Raw genomic sequence first — 11,757 nt, forward strand, 5'->3', positions numbered from 1 at the left:
AGAATAAAATATAATCTCTAGCCTACTTTATGTTATTTTTTCGTAACGACATCATCTACAATTCCATATTCCTTCGCCTCTTCTGCCGTCATAAAATAATCTCTTTCTGTATCATGTGCTACTCTTTCAATTGGTTGGCCTGTTTTATCTGCAATCATTTTATTAATATCATGCTTTAACTTTAATATTCTTTTTGCTGTTATTTCGATTTCAGTTGCCTGCCCTTGCGCACCACCAAGCGGCTGATGAATCATAATTTCACTGTTTGGCAACGCAAATCGTTTTCCTTTTGCACCTGATAAGAGTAACAATGCACCAAATGATGCTGCAAATCCCATACAAAGTGTTTGCACATCTGGCTTAATAAGATTCATCGTATCTAATATTGCAAAACCTGCTGTCGTTGATCCGCCTGGGCTATTGATGTATAAATATATGTCTTTCTCTGCATCTTCCGCTTCTAAAAATAATAATTGTGCTACTACACTGCTCGCAACTTGATCATTAATTTCTGAACCAATAATAATAATGCGGTCTTTTAATAACCTCGAATATATATCATAAGAACGCTCTCCTAATTTCGTTTGTTCTACGACGTATGGAATTGTATTCATGTTTAATCCCCCCAATAATTGTTATGCCGCGCAAAGCATACAACTGTAGGAAGAAGGGCTTTTCGCACTGAATAATAAGACTGGCTGTTTAGTTGGTAACTTAGTAAAATCTATTGTTGGAAGAAGCTTAGTTAACAATTCCGGCCTTTCTTCACGAATAGACGTTACTACAATTTCAATATCATCTGTGTATTCGACTATCTCAGTCCCTTCTTCACTAACAGTTTTCAGCCTATTTCTACTCCTAAATAAAGAAGCTTTCACTGCTCCTTCTGATACAGAACATACTTTAGCGATATCAGCGATACTATATTGAAAAACATCCTTTAATAATAAAATTGCGGATTGTTGTACATTTAATGAAGATAATACTTTCCCTACCATTTCATGCAAATCTGCAATTTTTTCATGCGGTTCTTCAAATGTACTTTGCTCTTCCATTTTCTCTTGAACTGATTTTACCTTCACTTGATCTAGCCAACGGTTTCTAGCTATTTTATAGAGAAGCGTTCTACAAATTTCTTTATTACTATATTTTTGAAGAACTTTACACACTGTTTCTTGGGCGAGATCTTCGCCATCCCATTTGTTTTTCGTTAAAAATGTACAATATCTTTTTAACTCCGCATAATTCTCAATTAAAAAATTTATATTTGAATGATTCATATCGATATGATTCTTTAAAATCCGAGTTACTTTTGTGCACAAAATAACCACTCCTTTTCAGCGCTTACTTAATAAACGATTGAATAAATAAAAAAGTTACGGGGCTAATAAAAAAATAATGTTTATGTTCAAGAATTCGCGGTCATAAATATGTTATGTACAATTTTACGTGAGGAGGAACAAATTTGCCAAAATTAACAATTGAAGGTACTGGAACTTTTGATGTAAAGGAAGGTACAAAGTTAGTATTAGCAATTGAAGATAACGGTGTACACATACTTCATCGTTGCGGCGGGAAAGCTCGTTGCACAACTTGTAGAGTAGAAATTATAGCCGGTGATTTTTGTGAAGCAGACACTAATGAAAAAAGCGCGATTACGGAAAAAGGAATTGAAGATCATTTACGCTTATCGTGTCAAATGCGTGTACATAAAGATATAGTCGTTCGTCCGGTACTTACAGTCGAAAATTCAGGTCTTGATGCTGGACCACGTCCGGCGGAGTAAAGCGATGAATTTAAAACAGCTCGCCGGTGAATACGCTGCTGGCTTTGTAAAAGATGGAATGAAGGTTGGGCTTGGTACAGGTTCTACAGTATTTTGGACGATGCAAAAATTAGGAAAACGTGTACAAGAAGGTTTAACCATTCAAGCTGTACCGACATCAAAGGAAACTGAAGCATTAGCAAAGCAACTATCCATCCCATTAATTTCTTTAAACGACATACAAACTCTTGATCTTACAATCGATGGAGCTGATGAGATTGATTCTGATTTACAGCTTATAAAAGGCGGTGGTGGTGCATTACTTCGTGAAAAAATTGTTGCTTCCTCCTCTAAAGAACTAATAATTATTGCTGATGAATCGAAAATCGTTACTCATTTAGGAGGATTTCCACTTCCCATTGAAATCACCCCCTTTTCATGGAAACAAACTGAAAAACGAATTCAAACTTTAAGGTGCAATACACATTTGCGTATGAAAGGTGCTGGACCATTTATAACCGATAACGGTAATTTAATTATTGATTGTATCTTTCCAAATAAAATATTAAATCCAAATGAAACACATAAAGAATTAAAGATGATTACTGGTGTAGTCGAAACAGGATTATTTATAAATATGACGAGCAAAGCAATCATCGGAACAGAAAACGGCATAAAGGAATTTTAAAGGCTGACTTTTGAAAGTCAGTTTTTCTTTTTCCTTTTATAACGATACTGTATGATATACTATGAAAACACATTCATATCACACTAGAAAGGACTGAACAATTTGCAATCCAAACTCATAACAGAACTTACAGATTTAGAAACTGCCTTTCACATTCGAAAAGAAGTATTTGTAAAAGAACAAGGTGTTCCTCTTGAAGATGAATTCGATACATTTGACCAAATTGGTGAAGAATGTAAACATATTTTAGTTTTTCATAATGAGCTTCCTGTAGGAACTGGCCGCATACGATTTGTTGACGGTGTTGGTAAACTAGAAAGAATTTGTATTTTAAAAGACTTCCGTAAATACGGATTAGGTAAAGTAATCATTCAAGCACTAGAAGAAATTGCATGTAACAAAGAAGCAAATAAAGTTAAACTACACGGTCAAACACAAGCTGAAGGATTTTATAAAAAATTAGGCTATCAAACTTCTTCTGATGTATTTATGGAAGATGGCATTCCTCATATTCTTATGACAAAAATATTGGCGTAATAAAAAGGGTATTATATGAATCTACATTATGGATTCATATAATACCCTTTCTGTATCCTATTCGTTGATTTCATAAAACTTATCATATGCTTCACTGTAATGGGTTTTTAATTTCCCTATTAAACTTGTATTGATTTGTGAATTATTGTATTTCGAATTGCTGTTTAATAACTTTTTGATAATACTCATGATTACTTAATAACTCATCATGAGTTCCAAAGCCTGTAATTCTACCATCCTCTAATACAATAATTTGATCAGCATGTATAATAGTAGACAGCCTATGAGCTATTACAAAAGTTGTTTGTTTGTGAATTAATGTATTTATAGCCTTTTGTACTTGTTTTTCTGAATCAGAATCTAGATTTGCTGTAGCCTCATCTAATAACAGGAAATCCGCATCACGCATTAAAGCTCTAGCTATTGCAATACGTTGTTTTTGTCCACCTGAAAGTTGATTACCTCTTTCTCCTACCTGCGTATTATACCCATCCGATAAATCAACAATAAATTCATGTGTATTTGCAAATGTTGCAATTTCTATCAATTTATCATCTGTAACCTTATCATTTTTCCCATATAAAATGTTATCCTTAATTGTACCTGAAAAAATTGGAGTATCTTGCGAAACATAACTAAATTTCTGTCTCCATTCTTCTACATGTATATTTTTATAAGATACATCATCTAGTAAAATATCTCCATTAGTTGGATCATAAAATCTTTCTATTAACGAAAATACCGTACTTTTTCCAGAACCACTTGGTCCAACTAGTGCTGTTAAAGAACCTTTCTTAATTTTAAAAGAAATATTTTCAATAACATTCTCTTTTTCATCATATCTAAAAGAAACATCTTTAAACTCTAATTGTGTTGGAGATTCAATACATGTTTTAGTAACAACTTGAACTTCCTCTTCTTCTTCTAAAATTTCAAATAATCTTTTCATAGATCCTTTTGCCTCTTGAAAACTCGTTAAAAAATGATTCATTTGTATAAAAGGAGACATAATTTGAAACAAATACAATAAAAATGCTACTAACTCACCAGAACTAATAAGACCTTGATCTACCCTCCAGGCACCAAAACCTATTACACCAATTAAAACTAAAGTAGTAAATGTCCCTAAAACTGGAGTCAATATAGAATTAATTTTAGCCCTCTTTATTCCATTCTTATAAAGAAACTCAAAATGTTTTTTGCCATTTTCCGCTTCTTTCAATTCAGTATTATAAGATTTCACAAGCTTTATTTCAGAAAGAGTTTGTGATAAATAAGCCGTCAACTGAGACATTTTATTTTGTTCTTGAAAAGAAAGATCATATACCTTCTCTCCCAAAGGAATTACAATAAAAAGGGTTATTGGTACTACTAAAATCAAAACCAATGTCATTGGAACATCTAACGTAAATAAAATAATTAAAGAAAGTATTAATGTTATACAACTCGTGATTAAATCAACAATTTCAGATGAAATAATATTCACTATTGCAGTAGTATCACTAGTTATTCTACTTACCATCTCACCAGATTTATTATCGTTGTAATATTTTACAGGTAATTTCAAAAACTTCTCCCAAAGTTTATCACGTAAGTTTTTCACTATTTCTTCCCCTACTTTAGATAGTAGATAAAGAGAAAAAGCTGAAAAAATTATTTCCAAAATTAATAAAATAGAAATTTGACTTATTAAACCAAAAGATATGCCTTTCGAAAGTTCATCCATTATATCTTTTATTAATAAAGGTATTATCAATGAAATTACACTTGAAACAATAGATAATACTAATCCTGAGATAAAATGAATTTTAGAAGGATTAGTTATCTTCCACATTTTCTTAATTGAAAAATTATTTTCCTCTTCCATATTCTAATTACTCCTTTATATTATTTAATTCAAATAGTGCTTCAATAGGATAATGCAATTTTATAACCACAAAATACCATTTTATCATTATAAAGCGTAATATGGAACAATCATAGAAATTTAAGTTTATATCTTAATATTAAGAAATCTCTTCTTTTCATTCGAAAAAGTGGTGCTCCCCATCAACTTAAGGATGGGGAGCACCACTTTATATAACATGAAACTGTTAATATATATTAACAAAAAATGCCTATACCATGTAATATAGACACTTGTTTTTATATAAATTTAAGTTTTGAATTAAATATCGTATTTACTTTTAAACTTTAAAATCTCATCAACAGCTTGCTCATACCCACCTGACTTCCGGAAGGAGTCCTTCACATTCGCAACAGCTTTATGGAAAGATGAATCTTCTAACACATAATCTGCTGTTTCACGTAACTGACTTGCAGTTAATTCTTTCATATGTAACTTAACACCTGCTCCAAGATCTGCTACTTGCTTTGCAATTACTGGCTGATCTGCACTTTGCGGAATTACAATGAGCGGAACACCGTTATATAAGCCTTCATGTGTGCTATTCATTCCTCCATGTGTAATAAATAATTTTGTATATGTAAGCAGTTCAGTTTGTGGTACATAATTTTTCACAATGAAGTTTTTCGGAATATCCCCCAAATCACTTATTTTCGTTTTATTCCCAATAGCCATTACAATTGTATGCTCACTATTTTCGAATGCTTTAAAACAAAGTTTATAAAAATCAATTGCTTCATTAAAAACAGTACCTAATGAAATATAAATCGGGCTATTCTCTTTCATTAAATTAAAATCAAAGCTATCTTTTACTATTGGTGCAGAAATAGATGGTCCTACAAATTTGAAACTTTCATCAAACGTATTACTAAAAGGTTGGAACTCCTTTGTTGTATAAACAATAGTTAATGGTGCTGGGTTACAAAAGATATCATACGGTGTTTTAATTTCAACGTCATATTTATCTTGAATATTTGTTACTAAGTTATGAAAATCATCGTTTATTTTATGGTGAATTTCTGCTGGTATGTTTTGCGAAAGATGTTCTAACATTTTATTAAACGATGTTTCATCCTGTGCAAAAGATGTACACGAATTTATTGCTGGAAGCTTAAGAATTTGAGCAATTAAATGGCCCGAGCCAAACATGGAATCATGAATCATGTAATCAAAGTGTTCTCCTTCTATTTGTTCTAGAACACTAGGTATTACAACATCCGCTGTATGTAATAGACCATTTATTCTTTCATGCAAATAATTTCGGCCACCGGAAAGAAAAGCTTGTAAAAATTTTTGATCATCAATTGTTCGTACCGTAGCACCTGTCTTCTCAATACGCTCCCTGAAAGCTTCTATTGAAAAATAAACGACCTCTTCACCGCGGGAAATCAGTTCCTCTACAACTTTCAATGTTGGGTTTATATGTCCTTCTGATCCAGCGTTAATGAATAAAACACGCGTCATTATAAACACTCCTTAAGTTAAATCATTTCTATGTTGTTATTATGAGTACTCTCCATACCTTTTGCTTTTTATATGTATCATTTTCCTGCTAAATTGACCTAGCAATCCTAAAACCGAGATCATCTATATGAAATGTAGGATGGCTACGACGGCGACAAGTAGCGCCGCAACCTCTAGCAGCTTCAGCCCAACTACCGCCACGAAAAATTCTGTACGACCCATACACTTTTTCATCATACAAATCATAGCACCATTCCCAAACGTTCCCTAACATATCGTAAAGTCCCCATGTATTCGGCTCTTTTTTACCGACGTCATGAATTCGTCCACTTGAATTTTCATTATACCATGCTATTTTCTGAAGTTCCCCATACGTATATCCCGTTGTACCTGCTTTACATGCGTATTGCCACTCTGCCTCAGAAGGTAATCGGTAACCGTTGGACTCTACATTACAACTAACTTTTTGGCCGTCATTACTAATAGAATAATACTCTGTTAATCCCGCTTTTTTAGAAAGTAAATTACAAAAAGCAATTGCATCATTCCATGAAATATTTACAACTGGTTTATGATTATCTTTATTATTATTTGCTGTACTATTCGTAATAGCATAATATGTTTCCATCGTTACAACATACTTTGCAAGAAGAAATGGTTTAATTTGAACTTGCCATTCTTTTTTTATTCGATCATCTCTTAATACCACCTCTCCTGCTGGAATTTTTACCATATAAGAATCAATCGAGCGAATGATTTCATTCAATGTTATCCCCTCCATTTTAAAATGGAACAAAATTTACTCTTTTAGTGCATAAGTTTATACTTGCTGCACTTCTTTTAAAAATCGCTGAACTTCATTTGGAGATTTTAAAATAATAATTTCTTTATCCTGACTTAATTGATTTAGTCTTTTGAAAATTGAAGGTCTTTTCGTCTTAGGATACTCCCATATCCATTTGAAGAATTGTAAGTCAAACCTTTCTTCACATCCAGCACCCATATCCGGTCTTGTTTTATTTCGATATTGTACAATTCTTTTAAAAGCACGATAAATACAAATCGTTCTATGAATATCAAGAAAGATGATTGTATCAGCTGCGTTAATTCTTATATCCATTGTCCCGCCGTAATTCCCATCAATAATCCACTTCTCATCTTTAATTAAGTTGTTTTGAACTGTTATTTGTTCGTCTCTCGGAACACCTTGCCAATTCGGTTTCCAAAATAGTGCATCCAGATGATACACCTTAATATTTAGTTTATTTCCTAACTGCTTAGCTAATGTAGATTTTCCTGAACCACCAGAACCAATTAATATTATTTTTTTCATATTAGTATGGTCCTTTCTATAGATTCTTCAATATCTTTCTTATTAGCAAAAATCTAGAAGAACATTTCTTCATTCATCTTTAATAAATCTGGTAACTGAACAAAATAAGTAATAAATATAACTTGAATAGAAAGTATGACATACCAAATGGATTGTAGTTCTTCTCTCGTTAAAATTTTTTGCTTATAATATCCTTCAAAGATTTTGCTTACGATTTGAAACCATTTCCCTTTTAGGCTTTCATTACTATATAACTCACTCAAAATACTCGTACAACAATAGCATAAATCGAATACTCTTACATTGCTTTCTAAAAGCTCAAAATCTATAAACCCTTGAAATTCATTGTCTTGAAAGATAATATTCGATAAGTGCATATCACGATGAATAATTTGTTTCGGTAATAAGTGCGCCGTTTCCTTGAAAGCTGTATGTATTTGATCCATTTTTTGAATTACATCCTGATGAACATGCTCATGCTTTTCTAAAATCGGTAAAGCCCATCCGTATACCACTTTATACAAATCCCTTTTTATTAGCTCGTTAGCACTATCCATTGAATTTAGTGCTTTATGTAGAGTAGCTATTTCTTCTCCAATTGTGCTTGCTAGCCCTGTCAGCTTGTTCGTATCTTTTATTTCTAAAACACTTCCGGCAAAATACTCATATAAGCAATAATATTTTTCTTTATATAATACATACTTTTCGTCATTTTCCGTTTCTACTACTCTTTGTACCTTAATTCCTTTTTCATACAGCTGCTCCAATACATTTAATTCATTTAGAAGCTGCTTGATGGATCCTTTTTCTTTTAAAATATACGTTTTATTATTACAATGAATTTTTGTTACTTTCGGTTGAATTACAGTAACCGCGAGATTTTTATCTTGAAACCAATACTTTGCAATTTCTAAAATATCCTCCATATACAAATACTCCTTTTTAACTCTCTTATTTCTTCCATAATATAAACTCAAAAAGCATTCCCGCTCCAACACCAATTGTATAAGCCACTAAGTCACTCCACAAAAATCCATAGCCTAATACGAGACCACCTAAAGTCGTTGCACGAATATTATCAATCCAAGGTACATGGTACAATTGGCTAATTTCAATCCCGTAGCAAAATATCAAACTAATAAAAGCTAATTTCTTCGTTTCTATTTTAGGAAATAAGAAACCAAATCCCGTGAAAATCATTAGTGCCCATAAAGCATCACCTAAGTAATCATTTAATAAATCAGGTAACACAAAAGCAAACTTTCTTGAACTAAGACCTAAAATAATAACAACTATAGTAAACATTGCATATAGTAATCTATTTCGTTTCGTATTCATTTCAAAATCTCCTAATATATAATGTAAAACTGCAAATAGCTAGTAAAATATAATCATTTTACTAGCTATTTATATACGGTTTCACTTTGTATTCTTCGCTTTTATAATAAGGAAATGCGGGTTAGTATTTAAATAATAATATGACTTTTCATCTACTTCCTTCATCTTTTCAATCGGTTTCGGCTCGACTAACTCTTCTAATACAAAATTACTCGTTGTTTCATTTATAATATCTTGAAGTGACCTTCTAAAGAAACTTACTTCAATTGTAATATTGGGTTTCCGTCAAGTATCTACTAGCAATTGCGTTTTAAAATAATCTTCACACGGAAACTTTGTAAAATCCATAAATGGGTGATGAACGGTATACACAAATAAACCACCTGGTTTAAGGACGCGATGAAACTCTTGAAATACATTACTCCAATTTTGCAAGTAATGAAGAGTAAGCGAACTTACAATCATATCAAAAGCATTATCTTCAAATGGTAATGTTTCTTGAAGGTCATGACAAAGAAACGTTGCTTTATCACCTGTACTTTCCTTTGCGGCTTTTACCATTTCAGAACTTACGTCAATTGCTGTAACGTTTGCTCCTCTTCCTACGAATTGAGAAGTATACCATCCAGCATCTAGTATTCTCTTCCCTTCTAGTTTCTTTGGAATAATCTCCATCATCGCAGGTCTTTCATAATAACTGTTATATGGATTTACCAAATCTAGATTTTCTTTATATGTACTCGCTAATTTATCATACGTATCTTTTACTGAGTCTTTCATTACATCCACTCCTAATACATATTAATCCAATAACTCTTGCTGCTTTTTCTTTGAAAATGATTGTAGTACTAAATCATACGACCAATCTATCATCTTATTAATTTGTTCTTGTCCTACATCTTTATGTATGTACACTGTATTCCAATGCTTTTTGTTCATATGATATCCAGGAATTATTGTTTCTGGGTAATCCTCTCTTATTCTTAATGCGAGTTCTGGATCACATTTTAATGTAATCGCAGCTTTTTCACCTTCTTCATGGTTCACTATCGCAAATATTTTATTATTGAGTCTCATACATGTTGCACTCCAGCCATCTGGAGAATCTTCTGTCGCTTTTCTTTTCGATAAACAATACTCTCTCGTTGCATTCATTCTTCTAGCACCTCTTATTCTTTCACTATTTGATTACGATGCATCACAATTTGCTTCGTCGCTTTAAACTGCTGTTCACCATAAAACTTTATTAATTTTTCTTCACAAAATAGACTAACAATATCAATATGAGATACCTCTCGAAGTAACATTGTAAGCATATTCTCTCCAATACCTTTATTTCTTACACTATCATGTACGACAACATCTTCTATGTATGCTCTAAAAACACCATCAGAAACAACTCTAGCAAATCCAATTAATTCATTTTTTTCCCATACACCGATTGCTATACTATTCTTTAACATTTTTTCAATATCGATTTCTTTTCTTTCTGGCCACCAGCCGACAGAATCATAAAGCTGCTTTATTTTCCCTGCACAAATCGGTTGTTCATGTTGAAATTTATATGTGTACATTTTTCTTTCTCCCATTAGTTAGTATACATAATATTATTATAATCTCTTTTCTAAGAAGTGTTGACTATGCCCCTTCGGATGATCTTCAACAACACCATATTCTCGGTATCCGTGCTTTTTATAAAATTCTGGTGCTTGGAAACTAAATGAATCTAGTAATATTAGTCGACACCCTTTTTCCTTCGCAATTTCTTCGATTTTATGTAACAATTGACTGCCGTATCCATCGTGGCGAACTGATTCATCAACCCATAAAAAATCGATATGTAGGTGATAAAAATACATCGTTCCTGTTACGCCACCGAAAATTTTTCCTTCCTCATCTTTCACTACAAAACTTACTTGTTCCATCGGCTGTTTTACTTCATCTGTTAAGATGGACATATTATATTGAATTACTTTATTTTTTATGTATTCTCCTTCAATGCGAGTACCATTCTCTATGTGTTTCATATATATTTCTTCCTTTCAACTTAGTAAGCCACATTTAATTTTTATTTCTTTTCTTTAAAATACTAATAAATACAAATCCGCCATATGTAACAAAGCACGAAAAACCAATTACTCCTGGTATAGAGACATGGCCTGTTCTTACATAACTTATAACTGCAAAACTAACAATTAATAATAAAATAGATGGCCAAAATATAAGAGCTGTTTGTCTTCGTCTCTGTTTCGATGTACTTTCTCTCTCTTCAGAAACACGTGTGCCAAAAAGCAATACAATAAAAATAAGAATCGCTGCAAAGTAAATTGTATCTAATGACAAATTGTGATCGTATAGTGCGATTCCAACTTCAAGAGCAATAATCGTTATAATTAAAATAATGATTGTTGAAGTCTTTAAGTTTCTTTTCAATCGCTCACTCCTAGCATGCTTTCACTATATTCTTTGTATATGTATTTCAAAGCTGTTGTAATAGTTTCATCGACCTCTATATTATGAACTCGCTCGGGTAAATCTTTTCCTCCAATTACATAAAGAAACGGGAGTTCATTAAACATTCCCATTATACCAATATTTATTGTAGCTGTGGGTAATCCACCTGTCATATATATTCATCTCTATTTTTATATTGTTTTATCACCCCTGAAAATTCGATATAAAATGTAAAAAACCTTTTTTGTTTAATTATGTTGGTGAATATAAAA

Annotated in this window: 15 protein-coding genes and 2 pseudogenes; 3 read left to right on the forward strand and 14 right to left on the reverse strand. The window is 32.1% G+C overall.

The window, feature by feature from the left end:
- Positions 1 to 32: 32 nt before the first annotated feature.
- The gene (gene clpP / locus CQZ94_RS07745; RefSeq protein ID WP_105584913.1) at positions 33 to 614 is read right to left on the reverse strand and encodes an ATP-dependent Clp endopeptidase proteolytic subunit ClpP; all 582 of its coding nucleotides are present in this window, start codon (positions 612 to 614) and stop codon (positions 33 to 35) included.
- Between the two features lie 21 nt (positions 615 to 635).
- Positions 636 to 1,322, reverse strand: coding sequence for an RNA polymerase subunit sigma-70 (locus tag CQZ94_RS07750; RefSeq protein WP_105584914.1), 687 nt, complete (start codon positions 1,320 to 1,322; stop codon positions 636 to 638).
- A 143-nt stretch (positions 1,323 to 1,465) separates the two neighbouring features.
- Here CQZ94_RS07750 and CQZ94_RS07755 point away from each other — a divergent pair, with 143 nt between their 5' ends.
- From CQZ94_RS07755 to CQZ94_RS07765, 3 genes are all read left to right on the forward strand, one after another.
- A complete protein-coding gene (locus CQZ94_RS07755; protein ID WP_105584915.1) occupies positions 1,466 to 1,786 on the forward strand; it encodes a 2Fe-2S iron-sulfur cluster-binding protein in 321 nt (106 codons plus the stop codon).
- A 4-nt stretch (positions 1,787 to 1,790) separates the two neighbouring features.
- Positions 1,791 to 2,453, forward strand: a complete 663-nt coding sequence (rpiA, locus tag CQZ94_RS07760) for a ribose 5-phosphate isomerase A (protein ID WP_105584916.1) — start codon at positions 1,791 to 1,793, stop codon at positions 2,451 to 2,453.
- A gap of 102 nt (positions 2,454 to 2,555) precedes the next feature.
- A complete protein-coding gene (locus CQZ94_RS07765) occupies positions 2,556 to 2,990 on the forward strand; it encodes a GNAT family N-acetyltransferase (protein ID WP_105584917.1) in 435 nt (144 codons plus the stop codon).
- Positions 2,991 to 3,132: 142 nt separating this feature from the next.
- Here CQZ94_RS07765 and CQZ94_RS07770 read toward each other — a convergent pair whose 3' ends face one another.
- The 12 genes and pseudogenes from CQZ94_RS07770 to CQZ94_RS07825 form a co-directional block, all read right to left on the reverse strand.
- Positions 3,133 to 4,857, reverse strand: coding sequence for an ABC transporter ATP-binding protein (locus CQZ94_RS07770; protein ID WP_105584918.1), 1,725 nt, complete (start codon positions 4,855 to 4,857; stop codon positions 3,133 to 3,135).
- Between the two features lie 300 nt (positions 4,858 to 5,157).
- Positions 5,158 to 6,360 (reverse strand): macrolide family glycosyltransferase, encoded by a 1,203-nt coding sequence (locus tag CQZ94_RS07775; protein WP_105584919.1) that lies wholly within the window; start codon positions 6,358 to 6,360, stop codon positions 5,158 to 5,160.
- Positions 6,361 to 6,448: 88 nt separating this feature from the next.
- The gene (locus CQZ94_RS07780; protein WP_105584920.1) at positions 6,449 to 7,126 is read right to left on the reverse strand and encodes a formylglycine-generating enzyme family protein; all 678 of its coding nucleotides are present in this window, start codon (positions 7,124 to 7,126) and stop codon (positions 6,449 to 6,451) included.
- 54 nt (positions 7,127 to 7,180) lie between these two features.
- Entirely contained in the window at positions 7,181 to 7,693 is a 513-nt protein-coding gene (locus tag CQZ94_RS07785) for a DNA topology modulation protein (RefSeq protein ID WP_105584921.1), read from the reverse strand.
- 53 nt (positions 7,694 to 7,746) lie between these two features.
- Entirely contained in the window at positions 7,747 to 8,619 is an 873-nt protein-coding gene (locus tag CQZ94_RS07790; RefSeq protein WP_105584922.1) for a phosphotransferase enzyme family protein, read from the reverse strand.
- Positions 8,620 to 8,644: 25 nt separating this feature from the next.
- A complete protein-coding gene (locus tag CQZ94_RS07795) occupies positions 8,645 to 9,031 on the reverse strand; it encodes a ribosomal maturation YjgA family protein (RefSeq protein WP_105584923.1) in 387 nt (128 codons plus the stop codon).
- Positions 9,032 to 9,112: 81 nt separating this feature from the next.
- Positions 9,113 to 9,811 (reverse strand): annotated as a pseudogene (locus CQZ94_RS07800) (class I SAM-dependent methyltransferase).
- Between the two features lie 21 nt (positions 9,812 to 9,832).
- A complete protein-coding gene (locus CQZ94_RS07805) occupies positions 9,833 to 10,186 on the reverse strand; it encodes an MmcQ/YjbR family DNA-binding protein (RefSeq protein WP_070143336.1) in 354 nt (117 codons plus the stop codon).
- 14 nt (positions 10,187 to 10,200) lie between these two features.
- On the reverse strand, positions 10,201 to 10,605 hold the full coding sequence (locus CQZ94_RS07810) for a GNAT family N-acetyltransferase (RefSeq protein ID WP_105584924.1): 405 nt from the start codon (positions 10,603 to 10,605) through the stop codon (positions 10,201 to 10,203).
- A gap of 36 nt (positions 10,606 to 10,641) precedes the next feature.
- Positions 10,642 to 11,058, reverse strand: coding sequence for a GNAT family N-acetyltransferase (locus tag CQZ94_RS07815; RefSeq protein WP_016095582.1), 417 nt, complete (start codon positions 11,056 to 11,058; stop codon positions 10,642 to 10,644).
- Positions 11,059 to 11,092: 34 nt separating this feature from the next.
- Positions 11,093 to 11,464: a hypothetical protein gene (locus tag CQZ94_RS07820; protein WP_105584925.1), complete on the reverse strand. Its 372-nt coding sequence runs from the start codon at positions 11,462 to 11,464 to the stop codon at positions 11,093 to 11,095.
- Positions 11,461 to 11,661, reverse strand: a pseudogene (locus CQZ94_RS07825) (serine hydrolase); the annotation flags it as partial. The pseudogene CQZ94_RS07825 and the gene CQZ94_RS07820, both read right to left, overlap by 4 nt.
- Positions 11,662 to 11,757 lie beyond the last annotated feature (96 nt).

This window comes from Bacillus sp. MYb209, assembly GCF_002975175.1.
Classification (GTDB): Bacteria; Bacillota; Bacilli; order Bacillales; family Bacillaceae_G; genus Bacillus_A.